We start from the raw sequence: 16,130 nt of genomic DNA, 5'->3' as shown, positions 1-16,130 counted from the left end.
TCAGCGGCAGTATGAATCAGCATTTTAAAAAATGCTTGACCTTTACGTTAGGGTAAGGTTCATGCTTTAGTAAAGGAGGAATCGTTGTGAAGGTATTTGAAGCCGCACGGCTGCTTGGCACAACTCCGCGTGCGCTGCGGTTTTATGAGGAAAAAGGGCTCGTTGCGCCAACGAAAGCGCGAGAAAATGGCTATCGCCTGTATAACGAGGCAGATATGGAGCGTCTGCGGTGGATTATTGCGCTGCGTGAGCTGGGCATGCCGCTGGCTGTTATCGGCGAGGTGCTGCAAACGGTACAACAGCATGATGATTTTCTGCGATTAGCCGATCGTGCGCGGGCTCTACAGTATGAGGAATGGGTCACAGCGGGTCAAAAGCTGCAGGCGCTTGATGATACGATTGCCGCATGGCGGCGTCAGACACAGCCTGAGCTTAGCACAGCTGAGGACGCGGCGGATATAATGAAGCGCTCCCGCTCCGAGCGAAGCAGTTGGAATGACCGCTGGGATTATGATCGTCTGGCGCTGGAGCATGGCGAAGCGGCCCCAATGGCCGCATTAGCAAAGGTACTGACCCCTTCTGGCTATGAACAAGCGCTTATGAAAACGCTGGAATGGATTGACCCGATTGCGGGCGAGTGCGGCGCCGAGCTTGGAGCCGGAACCGGCAATCTGTCAGTCAGGCTCGCCGAGGCGGGTGTACACTTAACAGCTATTGAGCAATCAGCACAAATGCTCAGCATTTTGCGCGGGCGTCTGCCGCATGTGGAAGCAAAGCTCGGCAATCTGCTCACCCTGCCGCTACCGGACCGCGTATGCTCCTTCATCGCTTGCAGCTTTGCGATGCATCATTTGAATGGCTCCCAGCAGCTGCTGGCTCTGGCTGAGATGGACCGTATTTTGCTGCCGGGAGGACGAATGGCTATCACCGATATAAGCCTCGATAACGAAGAGGAAGCAGGCTTATCTAATTCTGCTCCTGCTGCTGCTAGGAAGTCACTTTCTGTCCATATCGAGCCGCTACACTTACATGAGCTTCAAGAATGGCTCAAGTCGCACCGCTACTCCATCGTCGTGGAGCAGTTAGATACCGCCGCTGTTATGCTTTTTGCGGTAAAACCGGAGTAGTCATCATATACCGGCTCAAACCCATGATTTAAATCCATTTCCTATGCTGCAGCAATCGCTGCGTCTCCATCCACAGCTTAGACTGCATTGCCTTATCGCCGCCAGGATGCACAGGAAGAATGGATTTGCCTGTCCCAACGTTATAATACCCGCCAGTGACTCCTCCATACTGCGGGTCAATCGCTAAACGGGTAATAATCTCGGCACCTTTGCGCGGATCTCCAATTCGCAGCCCTTTTAATATTCGTTCAAGCATCGGGGCAAACCAAAGCTCGCGTCCAAGCCCTGTTACATTAAATCCTGGGTTGAGCGCATGAACAGCTACGCCGGTGCCAGATAATTGACGGGAAAGCTCCCCGGAAAACATAATATTCAACAGCTTTGTTTTTCCATAGATGGCTGACGAGCCCCTTGCTGTAAAATCAGCTGTATCCATTAAATCTTCTGGCAGCGCCAACACCCCATGATTGCGGGATGCCTCTGATGCCACATTGACAACTCTCGCTTTGTTAGAAGCCTTGAGCGACGGCAGCAAAATCAACGTCAATAGCCATGGCGCCAAATAGTTGACGGCCATCATTTCCGAGAAACCCTCGGAGGTGATCCGCTGCGTAAAAGCATGCAGACCCGCATTATTCACGAGCACATCGATTTGGGCATAGGCTGACTGGACTTCTTCCCCTATTCTTTTCACATCCGCCATGATTGATAAGTCTCCGTAAAAGAAGACAACTTCCGAATTAGGCGCTGCCTCATTGATCCTTCTGGCTGTTTCCTTCGCTCGTTCCCTACTTCTAGCGGTTAATACAAGCTTCATACCTCGCTTGGCTAAGTCAATTGCGGCAATCTGACCAATACCGCTGGTCGCTCCTGTAATGACAGCCACTGAATTTGTATTCATACGTTTCTCCTGTTTAACCTGAATTCTTTTGACACTCCATATGCAAAAATATATAATTGACATAAATCAACTATATGATTTTATTTGATATATGTCAATTATATTTGAATGTAAATCTATGGAGCCAACGGAGATGTTTATAATGAATAATAATCAATTAGAGCAGCTTCCACCAAGAACACTGCTTGAATTAAAGCTTGGTGAACAGCTTAATGCGCTTATTAGCGCCTCGCACGCCTTGAATGTCAGAGCTGCTGCGCGGTTTGATTCCACCTTGCAGCCCGCCGCTTTTTTAATTGTGCGGTGGCTCCTTTCTTATGGGACAACCAGCGCCACAGCTTTAGCCGAAGCAACAGCTATGGACCGCAGCTCCGTTACCCGCCTGGTTAACCAGCTTAAACGTCTTCAATATGTACAAAGCGAGACCACTCCCGAGGATCGCCGCGGCGTGCGCTTATCCTTGACTCAGCTTGGACGGGAGCGAGCTTTGGATGCCCTGAAGGAAAAAGAATCCGCCTTCTATACCAGCATTTCACAATGGGATGATGCCTCACTGAAGCAATTCACCGAAATGCTCCAGAACTTTAATAGCCATAATTTGAAGTAGTAAATGGACGAGAAAAAAGGCCAACCAATCATTTCTGGTTGACCTCTCACAAAAATAAAGCCCTAGTCTGCCGTTATTTATAAAACTAGCGTTATCTGCAAGTGGACAACGCTTTGTATAAACTGATTTAGTTCACCAAGCAATTACCTTCATCCAATCCAAGCATGATATTCATGTTTTGTACGGCAGCACCTGATGCACCCTTGCCTAAATTATCGTATCTGGAAATAATATTTATCTTGCCCTCTTGTCCAAAAACAAAAATTTCCAGTCGATTCGTATGATTACACTCAGAAATCATGAAGCAGCCTTCATCAAGATATGCTGCTGAATCGTATGGCATCACATGAACAAAACGCTCCGATTCAAAATACGCTGATAATACTTCATGTACATCTTTTGCAGAAGCATTTTTGGACAAAAGCCTGCTCATTAAGGGGACTGACATAGCTATTCCTTGTGCATAATTAGCTTTTATGGGCGTAAATAATGGCTCATATGAAAGTCCTGAATACATCAGCATCTCAGGTATGTGCTTATGATTGTGGTTAAGCGCATAATGTCTTGGAACATGGAGTTTTCTTTCAGCAATTAACGCTGAATTTTCATATTCCTCTATCCCGCTTTTGCCAGCACCAGAGTAGCCTGTCACAGAATAACACGTAACAGGATAATCTTTTGGGAGAATGCCTGCTTCAATTAGCGGTTTAATCGTCAGAATAAAGCCAGTTGCATGACAGCCAGGAACGGAGACTCTCGATGCGGACGGTATGAATTCTCTTTGATTTTTCAACTCAGGCAGTCCATATATCCAATTTTTATCCGTTCTAAAGGCAGTGCTGGTATTTATGATTCTTGTTTTTTCATTTTTCACAAGCCCAATGGATTCTTTTGCAGCCGAATCAGGCAGACAAAGAAAAACGATATCTGCATCATTAAGGAATTTACTTCTTTCTTCAGGACTTTTTCTTTTGTCGGAATCAATCCTGAGAAATTCAATGTCCGATCGTTTTGACAGATGCTCAAAGATCATCAAGCCAGTCGAACCCTCTTGTCCATCAACAAATACTTTATATTTCATAAAACTCCCCCTTGAAATGAATATTAATTCTACACAATGAATAATTATACATAATTCCATTGCTTTAATCAAATTCCATTTACAGATTCAAGGTAATATAAACGCTTAATTATTCTGCCCACCAGACACCCTAATTTTCCCTTCCCAGTGAATCGACAATACTGGCTTTATTTAGCCTGTACATTGGCCACACTGTTGCGATGAGAGTGGTAATAATTGCGCCTATAAACGCGAAGCCGATACTGAGCCATGGGATAGTCCAGGCAATTTCCACAGCATCCATGAAGAGACGGTGTATTACAAAATTTAGAGCCGTCCCGATAATAACTCCGTAAACTGCAGCAAACAAACCATAAAATACCCCTTCTAAAATAATCATTTTCCTAATTTCTTTCTGTGTCATGCCGATTGCCTTTAGGACTGCAAACTCTTTGGTGCGAAGAATCAGATTCGTACTCACTGTATTTACAATATTCAAGAAGGCAATTAAAGCAATGACGCCAATAAAACCGTAAAGAAAAATACTGGCTATCGTTGCGTCGTTTTTAGCTTGGGCTAATTCCGTGACTCTATCCATATAGTTATACCCGGCGTCAATCTCGGTTAATGCTCGAAGGTAATCCGTTATTGATGTGTTGGGTAGATCGGGATTGGCAAGTATAAATATTCTAGAATAAGTGTCATCGCCCATAATCTTTGCGAATACATTCGGCGTAGTAATGAATGTGAGAATTTCACTCTCCGTATATTTATTCATTAACAATTCTTGATCCGCGATTCCGGCCACAGTCACCGTGTGGTACTCCTTACCACTTTTTTCCGACGCACGTATTTTGATCTGATCTCCGACTTTGAAGTTGGTTTGATCGAAAATAAGCTGTTTACCTTGTTCCGTTATTGTCTTTATTTTTTGTATAACGATAACGCCGTTCTCCCGGTTCATTTTCTCCTTGTCGATCGTTCCGGAAGTGAGTTTGGATTGTAAAGCATCCAAGCCGTTATTTCCATAGGATACAAGATAATTGTTGTCTTTTCGATATCCCTGTCCTTCTTTAAGCTGATAACTATTTTTTCTTAATTCAGAATATCTTGGATTGACCTTATTCTGTGGGATGATAGCCGTCGCTTGTTTATTATAGAACTTGTAGGCTTGTTGTACAGCATCAAGCTTGAGTATGTCCTGATAGACGGAATCATCAGACCGCTTAGAAGGACCATCATAGGAAACCGAATAGGAATATTGAATACCCGATAATTGCGTTGTTTGCTTCAAAAAATCAATCAGACCGCTAAAGACAATAAATAATATGATGCTGATAACCATGGAAAAAGCTGTAATGCGGAAACGTTTCTTGTTCCGTTTCAAGTTCCGATTGGCAAATTGTCCTTCTATGCCAAACAACTTCTTCACAAGCGGGGATTGCTTAATACTTGTGATTTTTTCTATTTTCGTGCTTCCTGCACTTTTTACCGCTTCAAGAGGGGATACTCGGGATGCCTGTCTTGCTGGTCCAATGGCGGAAAGATAGACGCTAAGCAACCCCAATAAACCAGCAGAGAATAAAATAGGCAAGGAAATGACCATCTTCATATCATTAAAAAAACCCAACTCTAAAAAGCTGATGTTGTAAAACAATAGCTTCATAAAAGTGGTTCCTGTGAAGAGTCCAATTGGAATAGCGATCAAGCTCAAAAGCGTCGCTTCTTTAATCACAATTTTGCGAATTTGAGTAGGCGTAGCTCCAATGCACCTTAGAATACCAAATTGTGAAATCCGCTCTAGCACAGAAATATGGAATATATTATAAATAACCGCTATAGTGCAAATTATAATAATCGCGATGACAGCAGCGTAAGCCAGTATGAAGCTTTTATTCACCCCTTCATACGTGCTTTGGCCATACAGCTTTAGCAACTCATTGTTATACTCGATTCTCAAATTATCAATACCGTATTCCCGATTCAATTGCTTGGCAGAATCTTGATCAACATCACTAACATGTAATGACGACAAGATAGCTTCCGTCTTTTCTTTAATTTGATCCAAGGTTTTCATCTTGACGTAAATGAAGTACTTTTTCTCCTTATCAATCATCTTGTTATCATTAAAAGTTATGGCTGGTAAGATGAATGTGGAAGACCAATTCCCGCGGCCTATCTCCTTCATAAATCCGACTACCGTGAATTCGCGTTGTGTTTGGGCTTGAAAAGCTTCATCCAAATTCCAACCAAGATCGCCCATACCATCAATCTTTCTTTCTTTACCAGTCGATGCTACCTTCCGAATGCCGAGGTTTAGTTTGATACTTTCACCAAGCTTTGGTTTTTCTGAAAAATACCTCAAACTATGTGAAGAAAGGATAATTTCATTCGGATTTTCCGGCAATCTGCCCGAGTCTAACTGTACCTGAAGCATGTTCATCGCTTCCAAATCATAGCCCTTTACGTTCAGGTAACGATAGGGTGCGGCATACGGATTTTCCCGCTTTTCTTTCACATCCGTTTCACGGATGGTAGCATAGCCTTCTCGGCTGATAACTCCCGTACTTTTAACCATTGCATTATTATTTACTTTTGGGACAGCATCTCCTAATATATTATTAAATGACACATGGTAATCTCCGAAGTCCCGTATGGTTTGTCTAATTAACTGGTCGTGATAGCTCACACCAATGGTTCCAATTGATGTGAGTAGTGTAACCGACAATACAATGCCTAATATCGTCAGCAATGATCTTTTTTTCTGACCCTTTAAATATTTCAGGGTAAGGCCAGTATAGTTATTCACTCTTCACTCACCTCATTTTGCTGTAGAAAACCATCTTCGATCTTCACGACTCGATCCGCTCGCTGAGCAATATTCAAATCATGCGTGATCATAATTAAGGTTTGATTGTATTTTTTAACGGAAAAGGTAAGTAGATCGACAATTTCCTTGCTGTGTTTGCTATCAAGATTACCGGTTGGTTCATCAGCCAAAATAATGGAAGGTTTGTTGATTAAGGCTCGGCCAATAGCTGTTCTTTGCTGTTGACCACCTGATAATTCAGAAGGAAGATGTTGCCTTCGGTTAATCAGCCCTAAAATGTCTAGCAATTCCTCAAGATATGCTTCATCCACTTTTTTGTTTTCGAGCAACATCGGCAGCTTAACGTTTTCCTCTGTGGAAAGGACCGGGATCAGATTGTAAGATTGAAAAATAAATCCAATTTTACGCCTTCTGAATAGGGCAAGTTCTTCTTCGCTTTTGGTGTAAAGTTCAGTGCCATCGATAATTACTTGGCCACTTGTCGGTCGGTCCACTCCCCCTAACAGATGCAGCAAGGAGCTTTTTCCTGAGCCGCTAGCGCCCACTATCGCTACAAATTCTCCCTGCTTGACTGACAAATTGACATTTTTCAATGCCTCAACTTTGACCTCTGCACTTCCATAGGATTTGCATAAATTTATTGTTTTAAGTATTTCCACCTGTTATCCCTCCAAGTTTTTTTAATCACTATGCTTGTTTGTTATTTTAAGCGTCGAAGCTTACGATAAAGTGAAGAGGAAGCTTACGTTTTCGTAAGCTTCCTCTTATCGACTATCTTTAAGAAACGAGATCCTGAATTCAGTTCCTTCCCCTGGCTTACTAGCAACGGTTATTATACCGCCTTGTCCTTCAATGATTAACTTAGTTAAAGACAAACCGATGCCAATACTTTGAGGTTTTGCCGTACTTCTTCCTCTATAAAATCGTTTGAAAATATGAGGCAGATCCTCCGGAGAGATGCCTTCACCATGATCTCGAATGATCACCGTATAAAATAAGGGGGTTACCTCCAAAACAATATGGATTTCTCCCTCCTTTGGGGTGTGCTCCAGTGCATTTTTAATCAGATTGATAAATGCTTCTGTCAGCCACTCTTCATCCGCCTGTACGAGTATTTCATCGCCACCATGGATGTAGATCTTCTGCATCTTCTGCACGGATAACAATCGTAACGACTGTACAGCATTTTCGATCAACTCTCTCATTCGAATCCCTTCATCGTGAAACAGAATTGCTCCCGCTTCGACCCGTGCCAGCTTCAGTAAACTAACGATGAGCCATTCCATTCGTTCAAGTTGTTGCCTACTTCGTTCCAGAAATGTGACTTTCATTTCTTCCTTCATTTTGGGGTCGTTCAGCAAATTTTCATTGAAAACAATTAGTGATGCTAACGGCGTTTTGAGTTGATGCGAAATGTCGGATAGCAAATTATGCAGAAAGGTTTTTTCTTGTTTAAGTTGCTCAAGACTGTTATTTAGCCTTCCAGCCATAGCGTTGAAGCTGCGTCCTAATGAACCAAAGTCTCCTTCTTCGTTCTCTGGCAGCGGTTTGTCAAATTGACGTTCTACGACCTGCTCCGCAGCAACAGCAACGGTTTTGATCTTGCCAAATAATTTACGATATTCCCATAGCAACAATAGCATGAACGGAATGACAAAAAGCAAAACCAGAGCTGCCGTATTCATTGGCAATGCGATGCCTGAAAGTGCTGGCTGAGCTTCTACAGACATATCCTCTTTATACCCGTACTGCGCCAATATCCGTTTGCCTTCTGTGATTTCACTTTCTTCCGCTCCCTGGGTGATATAGTGAATAATTTCAGTTTCAACTTGGGGCTGTTTCTTCAAAACATACCCAATCAGCGCTGCATTCTGGTCCACAATGGTCTGATTTATGCTACCGACTTGACTATTTATAAAAAAGAACATGAATAGTGACAAAAGAAGTTGCAAAGCAAGTGCTTTAACAGCGATGGACTTCCACTCTGGATTCCGGATGACTTCAAGCATGATTCATCTCCCTACTACTTCCGCATTCCATTTGTATCCGACTCCTCGAACGGTGATGATATATTGGGGCGTAGCAGGCACATCCTCCAATTTCTCCCTTAACCTTCTGATGTGAACCGAGAGGGTGTTGTCATCGATGAATTCTCCCGACATATCCCATAAGCTATTCAGAATGGAGCTCCTGCTGCAAATTTGTTTGGGGTGAGTGATTAACATTAACAGCAGTCGATATTCCAGCCCCGTCAGTATAATTTCTTTATTGTTTTTGAAGACAGTTCCTTCGAGAACTCGCACCTGAACGTCACCGGATTCCCACATATTTGATTTTTCTATATTATTATTATTGCGTCTTAATACGGCTTTAATTCTGGAGAGGAGTTCTTTGGTCCGGATAGGCTTGGTCATATAATCATCCGCACCAAAATCAAGTCCCACAACAACATTGGTTTCCTCATCCAAGGCCGTCAAAAATATAATAGGAACTTGGGACGATGCCCGGATTTCCTTGCACATTTCATAACCTGATCCATCAGGCAAATTAACGTCTAACAATATAAGATCGACAGCGCATGTCTCTAATGCCTTTCTTGCTTCTTGTAAGCTGCCTGCAAGAATAACATTATACCCTTCGCTAGTTAAGGTGTATTTAATACCGAACACAAAATTATCATCATCTTCAACCAGTAATATTTGATTCATTGTGTACCTCATTCCACGGAAGTTCTATATAGTAGGCCAATTGTCTAATGTAGTATAGTGGTAGAGTAGTGCTTAATAGGAAGTAGAAAAGACCATTACCGTAAGTTGGAAGCGACTTAATTTCCTATTTATAAGGAAATGCGCTCTCTTTGATCTAAATAATTGACCTATTGCTTTTCTCTTTGCCATTACATGTTGATTTTGCATCATGTTCTTTACTCGAAGGTCTTCCATGACAATGACTTGGTTTTCGCTCATCATCTTGGAAGATACTTTATGTAAGAAGTCTTGACGCTGACTACTAATCTTTTCATGCAACTTGGCTAACTTCAACCTAGCTTTATAGCGGTTATTGCTTCCCTTCTTTTTGCGCGACAAATCCTTTTGCAATTTTGCCAATCGTTTTTCAGACTTGCGCAGGTGCTTAGGATTCTCAATTGTTTCACCATCAGAAATAATAGCAAACGACTTCAAGCCAAGATCAACGCCAATTTTATGATGACGCTTAGACAAAGGTTGAATATCCGTTTCCACCAGCAAGGAAGCAAAATATTTCCCCGACGGTGTTTTAGAAATCGTACAAGACTTGATTATTCCATCCAGTACTCTATGTTGTTTGATTCTGATTTTTGATTTCAATTTAGGAATTTTGATAAGTCCATCATCCAGATAAACCGTTCCATTCTGATTATTCGTCGTATAACAGAAATGGTTTGACTTCTTACTTTTGAATTTAGGAAATCCAACACTTTTATCGCAAAAGAAATTCTTGTACGCTTTTTCAAGATTTAGTTGAGCATTGGCTAAAGCACCGTTGTAAACTCGATCTCTGTCATGAATCCATTCCAGCAAAGAGATGTTGATCAGACTGTTTCCATTCATCCCCCACTTTTAGAAGATGGGGGATGAATGGAAACTAACTGTTAAAATTCGATTCCTTAGAGGAATGGATTCCTTCTTAATTCAGATACCGACATGACTCGCCCTTTATTCTCCGTTTCATTCGTCATTGATTGAGTTTCTGAGGAAGTGGAGGAACGTTCGTCTTCCTCCTGCAGTACAATCTTGAATGTCCCTTTACCGGGAATTAAGACTTGGCATAAAGAATTCTCTTTGTTCATGTTTGACAACTGTTCCATTAACTCTTCTGTCTTTTGAACTTCTTTCATATGAATCACCTCTCCATGTAAGATCATAACCAAGTTTGAATGCCTACATTATCCGTTCTCAAAAAAGCTCTACGTATATACCCCAATTGCGAATGGACGAGCTCCAACCGGAACGGTAGCAATCACTGTATTAGTGTCTCCATCAATCACTGAAACGGTATTATCATCCTGGTTTGACACATAAATACGACTGGTTAATGGATTGACCCCTACTCCATTTGGATTAGTTCCGACCGGAATAGTAGCAATCACGGTATTGGTTAGTCCATCAATCACAGAAACATTATTAGTATCTCGATTTGCTACGTAGATGGCATTCGTAAACGTATTAACGCCTACTTCGGCTGGAGTAGTCCCAACAGGAACATTAGCAATCACTGTATTGGTTAATCCATTGATTACAGAGACAGTGTTACTGGTGAAATTTGAAACATAAATACGGTTAGTATCTGGATTTACCCCAATTCTGAATGGATTAACTTGCACAGGAATAGTAGTAATCACTGTATTGGTTGCTCCATCAATTACAGAAACGGTATCCGAATTAAAATTAGCTGCATAAATCAGATTAGTTGATGGATTGGCACCTATCCCCGTTAATAAATTGAGACCCGGAATAATAATGGTATCTATAACTGTATTGGTCAATCCGCTAATTACCGTAACATCTTCAGTTAAGTCCAATGAATTAAAATTTGCCGTATAAATAGCATTAGTAGCTATATTGACCCCTACATCTCCTGCTTCATCCCCAGCTGGTACAGTAGCAATCACAGTGTTACTTTCTCCATCAATAACGGATATGTTGTCGCTGGCTCTGTTTGCTACATAAATACGTCCCGTTAATTGATCGACATCAATTCCCGCTGGATTAAATCCAACTGGAATAGTGGTGATCACTGCATTGGTTGCGCCATTAATCACAGAGACATCGTTACTGTTGAAATTGGCTACATAAATGCGATTGATTGATTGCGATCCTGCTGGCCCCACTTCTCCTTGAGGCCCTGTAAGTCCTGTTGGTCCTGTCAGTCCTGTCGGTCCTGTCAGTCCTATAGGACCTATAGGTCCTAATGGACCCGTTTCACCCTGTGGCCCTGCTGGTCCAGCAGCGCCAATTGCTCCGGCAATTCCGGCAATTCCTTCGGGTCCAAGTGCGCCAATTGCACCTACAAGTAGTTCTGCTACTCCTTGGGGACCAAGTGCCCCAGCAATTCCTTGGGGTCCAATTGCCCCAATTGCTCCTGCCAGTCCTGCCAGTCCTTGGGGTCCAAGTGCGCCTACAAGTCCTTCAGGTCCAGCTTCTGCAATGGCTACTGCCAGTCCTTGTAGTAATTGCTGTCCTTCTAACGTGGGACACACCCGCACCGCTTTTTTTACAACTTTTTTTTTAATAACTTGAAGACGACGTTTCTTTTTTTTTTCTTTTGGATGGCACACAATTACTGTTTTCTTTTTACACCGTTTTTTTCTAACCGGACAACTCAACAGCGGCACCTCCCTAATAAGATTGTTCAGTGTACGTGAGTCGTTTATTTCAGGCATGGACTATTAGCCGACTATTGGATAGACTTTAAACTATTTTTAGTATATTGGGCTTTTTGGTTGGGTAGTGTTATACCACAATCCCTACTGCCCGTTAGTTCAATAATTAAGAATACTCCTGCGAGCATGTAGTTCTTAAATAAGATACTGCGATTTATCTAAGCACTAAGAAAATACTTTATTTGCTTTGCACACTTAATTGCAGCTCGTTAGCGGTAGCATTTAATAAACTCGACAGCTTTGCGAATATCGAGCTCCGGCTGAGTGCCGACCTCACGCTCAATCGTCAAATAGCCCTTATACCCGATCGTTTGAATCATCTTAAAATAAGCATCAAAATCTACGCCGCCCTCGCCAAGCGGCAGCTCCGAAAAATCTGGGCCTTTGGATGCCATTTGTGCGATTTTCCTATGGTCCATTTTTTCATAGCCTAACGCTCCATACACTTGCCGGGGGTCTACGATCCGGTGGCGCACGCCATCCTTCACATGCGTATGTACAACATAATCCTTCAGAATGTACAGCCCATTAACAGGATCATCCCCAGTGACCATAACCATGTTCGCTGGATCGAAATTTACGGAAACACCACGCGAGCCTAATGTATCAAGAAACGCCTTCAAATGCGCTGCCGTTTCTGGCCCCGTCTCAATTGCAAAATACGCCTGCTGGCTAGTTGCATAATTTGCCAGTTCCTCACAAGCCTGCTGCATGGACGCGTATACTTCGCTGTTCGGATCGTCCGGTACGATGCCAATATGGGTCGTGACAATATTCGTTCCCAGTTCAACCGCTAAATCCAGAATGCGCTTGGATTTTTCGATTTTTAACGGATTGGCCTGCTTATCTTGAAATCCATGTCCACCTAAATCGCCGCATAACGCCGATATTTCCAGACCAAGCTGAGCAATTTCATCCTCGAGCTGCTTGCGCTTGGCTCCTATCAGTACAGCAGGGTCCATCTCCCCATCTACTGCATATATTTGCACGCCCTCCGCTCCAACATCCTTCGCCAAACGCAGCCCTTCGCTTACGCCGACGCCGAAGCTATCGACGATTACTCCAATTTTATTTGTAAGCTGCATGCTTTACTCATCTCCTTTAATCATGCTCCCCCTTAAATTCGCTTTTTACTGTCTTTGTTCCTACCGTTTAATAAAAAAGGATCCAGTCGCACATACATATAGCAAATCGAAAAACCAAAAAAACGGCCGCCACCCTGAATAGGATGACGGCCGCTGCTATAATCCAACCTTAATACTCATGGACTCTCTAATAAAGATAACCAGCTGATCTTTGCATCTATCCCCTGCCGCCGCGAAAACGCTGCGCATGGGCGCGTGCTTCATCCTCGTTCGTCACACGATTGCGGCTCCACTCGATTAAGATGCGATCAATGTAGCGGAAGCTCAGCTTCCCGGCAAATACCGCTTCCTTAAGCGCAAAGCGAATAAGCTCTTCCGCATATTTATCCTCATCCATCCATCCGCTGATGGTTTCGCATTCGATTGGCGACAGCAGCCGGCCAAACTCCTGCTCGAAAATATTAAACAGATTGACCGGATTTGCTACCCGCTGCACCGGCTGGCGCTGCGTCTTCTCGGCTTTTTTCGACTCGCGTTTTTCCAGAGCCGCCCATTCCGCTGCCTTAAGCAGCCAGCCGCTCCAGTTATACTGCTCGGATTGGATGCCTGTTTGGGAGTCCAGATGCTCATCAATCGCTAGAAAGCCTTCTTTCATCAGCTTTCCAAGCTGCTCGACGATACTGCGCTCGCTTGCGTCCATACGCTCTGCCAGCTCGTCTGGCGTCGGGAAGCCATTTCCCTCCACATCCCGAAATGCCTTAAGCTGCAGCAGCAGCAGCAGCTCGCTATCCGTCAGCCCAAGCTGCCGATAAGAACGCAGCAGCACGGCGTAAATGTGCACACCGCCCTCCTCCATTACAGCCGCCATACCGCGCGAATAAGCTTTCCAGATGTCATCATTGCTCACTGCTTGCCCGCCTTTCCATTAAAACCTGCTTAAACGTTTGCTGCACCCGCTGCCTGAGCCTGTACCAGTGTGTACGTATCGCGAGCAATCAACAGCTCTTCATTCGTAGGAACTACCAGTACCTTCACGCGCGAAGCGTCTGTCGAAATAACCCGCGCATCCTTGCTGCGCTTTGCATTTTTCTCTTCATCCAGTTCAATGCCGAGGAAGGTAATGCCATCGCATACCGCTTTGCGCAATGCCGAAGAGTTTTCGCCAACGCCGGCCGTAAACAACAGAACATCAATGCCGTTCATCGCAGCCGCATAAGCGCCAATATATTTACGAACGCGATACGTATACATATCAAAAGCAAGCTTCGCATTGCGGTCGCCTTCCTCCATCGCTTCCGTTACTTCGCGCATATCGCTGCTGATGCCAGAAATCGCCAGCATGCCGCTATGCTTATTCAGCATAGAATTCACTTCGCTAAGTGTCAGCTCTTCTTTATTCATGACGAAAGGAACGATCGCCGGATCAAGGTCACCACTGCGTGTACCCATCATCAAACCTTCAAGCGGGGTCATGCCCATGCTTGTATCGAATGATTTGCCATCCAAAATCGCCGTACAGCTTGCGCCGTTGCCAATATGAGCCGTAACCATTTTAAGCGACTCCAGCGGCTTTCCAAGCAGCTCTGCGCCTTGCTGGCTCACATATTGGTGAGATGTACCGTGGAAGCCGTAACGGCGTACCTTGTGGCGACGGTACAGCACCTGAGGGATCGGATACAGATAAGAAGTGTTCGGCATCGACTGGTGGAACGCTGTATCGAATACTACAGCCTGTGGAACACCCGGCATATTCGCTTCAACCGCCGTGATCCCCATCATATGGGCTGGATTATGCAGCGGCGCCAAATCAAACAAGCGGCGAATTTCAAGCTTAACTTCAGTTGTAACAAGCGTGGAACTATTGAATACTTCCCCGCCGTGCACAACGCGGTGACCAACCGCTTGAATTTCATCCATTGTCGCGACTGCGCCATGTTCCGGATGAGTCAGCATGTCAATAACCTTTTTAACTGCCGTCACATGGTCCAAAATTTCGCTCACATCGCGCACTTCCGGCTTATCTGCTGGTTCATGCGTCACGATGGAGGAGTCCATCCCGATCCGCTCAACCCGGCCGCTAGCCAGCACCGATTCATCGCGCATGTCGTAAAGCTGATATTTCAGAGAAGAGCTTCCTGCATTAATAACGAGTACTTTCATTAGATCCGATCCCCATCCTTATCATATTTGAAAAAGCCAACACCAGTTTTTGCACCCAGTTGACCAGCACGCACCATTTTTTTCAATACGATGGAAGGGCGGTATTTGAGCTCGCCATATTCACGGAACATCCGGTCCAGTGCCGCAAGCACGGAATCGAGGCCAAAGCGATCCGCCATCTCGAAAGGACCATGCTGGAAGGAATAGCCGACACGCATCGCGCTGTCGATGTCTTCCGCAGAAGCGACGCCTTCCTCCAATACGTGCAGAGCTTCGTTTATGAACAAGCAAATAAGGCGGGATGTTACGAATCCAGGGGATTCAAATACCATGACGCCTTTTTTATTAATAACTTCTTCAACGAAATGTTTGGTGCTTGTGAAGGTATCCTCGCTCGTTTTAAGACCACGGACAATTTCCACCAAATCGATTTTCAACACCGGATAGATGAAATGAAGCCCGATAACCCGCTCCGGATGTGCAGAGGCGCTAGCCAGCTCCGTCAAGCTGAGTGTGGACGTATTGCTCGCCAAAATAATTTCAGCGCCGCAAATGTCATCGATTTGGCTAATGACAGCCTTCTTGCTTTCCAGATCCTCCGTAATCGTCTCAATGACCAGCTCACATTCGGCCAGTGCATCATAGGACAGGGTCATATGAATACGATTCATAATCAATTTCTTCTCGGCCTGCGTCAAAGCCCATTTCTCGATCTGCTTGTCCAGGCTAAGCTCAATCATTTGCCTGCCATATGTCAATCTTTCTTCCGAAATCTCGATTAAATGAACGTCCAGCCCTTTCGAGGCCAACATTTCGGCAATGCCCTGGCCCATTGTACCTGCGCCAACTACGCCAACTTTTTTAATAGACATGATTCTCTCCTTGTCGTTTCCCTACACCATGTAAATGAGAAACATTCTCTTTATAGTTATGTTCAA

At 44.1% G+C, this 16,130-nt stretch carries 15 protein-coding genes; 2 read left to right on the top strand and 13 right to left on the bottom strand.

What is annotated here, in order from left to right; all coding sequences use genetic code 11:
• Window positions 1–86: 86 nt before the first annotated feature.
• A complete protein-coding gene (locus AC50YG_RS01340; protein ID WP_494824153.1) occupies window positions 87–1,127 on the top strand; it encodes a MerR family transcriptional regulator in 1,041 nt (346 codons plus the stop codon).
• 28 nt (window positions 1,128–1,155) lie between these two features.
• Here the strand turns inward: AC50YG_RS01340 and AC50YG_RS01335 are convergent, their stop codons facing one another.
• Window positions 1,156–2,028, bottom strand: coding sequence for an SDR family NAD(P)-dependent oxidoreductase (locus AC50YG_RS01335; protein WP_494824151.1), 873 nt, complete (start codon window positions 2,026–2,028; stop codon window positions 1,156–1,158).
• Between the two features lie 142 nt (window positions 2,029–2,170).
• On the opposite strand from AC50YG_RS01335, the gene AC50YG_RS01330 reads away from it, so the two are divergent.
• On the top strand, window positions 2,171–2,635 hold the full coding sequence (locus tag AC50YG_RS01330; RefSeq protein WP_494824148.1) for a MarR family winged helix-turn-helix transcriptional regulator: 465 nt from the start codon (window positions 2,171–2,173) through the stop codon (window positions 2,633–2,635).
• Between the two features lie 127 nt (window positions 2,636–2,762).
• Here the strand turns inward: AC50YG_RS01330 and argC are convergent, their stop codons facing one another.
• The 12 genes from argC to AC50YG_RS01270 all read right to left on the bottom strand — a co-directional run bounded on the left by argC (window position 2,763) and on the right by AC50YG_RS01270 (window position 16,064).
• Window positions 2,763–3,716, bottom strand: a complete 954-nt coding sequence (gene argC, locus AC50YG_RS01325) for an N-acetyl-gamma-glutamyl-phosphate reductase (protein WP_494824147.1) — start codon at window positions 3,714–3,716, stop codon at window positions 2,763–2,765.
• Between the two features lie 130 nt (window positions 3,717–3,846).
• The gene (locus AC50YG_RS01320; RefSeq protein ID WP_494824145.1) at window positions 3,847–6,504 is read right to left on the bottom strand and encodes an ABC transporter permease; all 2,658 of its coding nucleotides are present in this window, start codon (window positions 6,502–6,504) and stop codon (window positions 3,847–3,849) included.
• Entirely contained in the window at window positions 6,501–7,184 is a 684-nt protein-coding gene (locus tag AC50YG_RS01315; RefSeq protein WP_494824143.1) for an ABC transporter ATP-binding protein, read from the bottom strand. The genes AC50YG_RS01320 and AC50YG_RS01315 overlap by 4 nt, the downstream gene beginning before the upstream one ends.
• A 105-nt stretch (window positions 7,185–7,289) precedes the next feature.
• Window positions 7,290–8,534, bottom strand: coding sequence for a HAMP domain-containing sensor histidine kinase (locus AC50YG_RS01310; RefSeq protein WP_494824141.1), 1,245 nt, complete (start codon window positions 8,532–8,534; stop codon window positions 7,290–7,292).
• A 3-nt stretch (window positions 8,535–8,537) separates the two neighbouring features.
• Complete coding sequence (locus AC50YG_RS01305) at window positions 8,538–9,233, bottom strand: response regulator transcription factor (RefSeq protein WP_494824139.1); 696 nt, start codon at window positions 9,231–9,233, stop codon at window positions 8,538–8,540.
• A 72-nt stretch (window positions 9,234–9,305) separates the two neighbouring features.
• Entirely contained in the window at window positions 9,306–10,115 is an 810-nt protein-coding gene (locus AC50YG_RS01300; RefSeq protein ID WP_494824138.1) for an RNA-guided endonuclease TnpB family protein, read from the bottom strand.
• Window positions 10,116–10,171: 56 nt separating this feature from the next.
• Window positions 10,172–10,402, bottom strand: a complete 231-nt coding sequence (locus AC50YG_RS01295; protein WP_494824136.1) for a hypothetical protein — start codon at window positions 10,400–10,402, stop codon at window positions 10,172–10,174.
• Between the two features lie 69 nt (window positions 10,403–10,471).
• Entirely contained in the window at window positions 10,472–11,890 is a 1,419-nt protein-coding gene (locus AC50YG_RS01290; protein WP_494824134.1) for a YVTN family beta-propeller repeat-containing protein, read from the bottom strand.
• 266 nt (window positions 11,891–12,156) lie between these two features.
• The gene (locus AC50YG_RS01285) at window positions 12,157–13,032 is read right to left on the bottom strand and encodes a sugar phosphate isomerase/epimerase family protein (protein WP_494824132.1); all 876 of its coding nucleotides are present in this window, start codon (window positions 13,030–13,032) and stop codon (window positions 12,157–12,159) included.
• A gap of 217 nt (window positions 13,033–13,249) precedes the next feature.
• Complete coding sequence (locus AC50YG_RS01280; protein WP_494824130.1) at window positions 13,250–13,939, bottom strand: DnaD domain-containing protein; 690 nt, start codon at window positions 13,937–13,939, stop codon at window positions 13,250–13,252.
• Between the two features lie 29 nt (window positions 13,940–13,968).
• Complete coding sequence (locus AC50YG_RS01275; protein WP_494824129.1) at window positions 13,969–15,192, bottom strand: acetate/propionate family kinase; 1,224 nt, start codon at window positions 15,190–15,192, stop codon at window positions 13,969–13,971.
• Window positions 15,192–16,064 (bottom strand): 3-hydroxyacyl-CoA dehydrogenase family protein, encoded by an 873-nt coding sequence (locus tag AC50YG_RS01270; protein WP_494824127.1) that lies wholly within the window; start codon window positions 16,062–16,064, stop codon window positions 15,192–15,194. The genes AC50YG_RS01275 and AC50YG_RS01270 overlap by 1 nt, the downstream gene beginning before the upstream one ends.
• Window positions 16,065–16,130 lie beyond the last annotated feature (66 nt).

This window comes from Paenibacillus sp. J31R34 (assembly GCF_059383715.1).
Note: the sequence above shows the minus strand (reverse complement) of the source record. Positions and strands in the feature narration are given on the sequence as shown.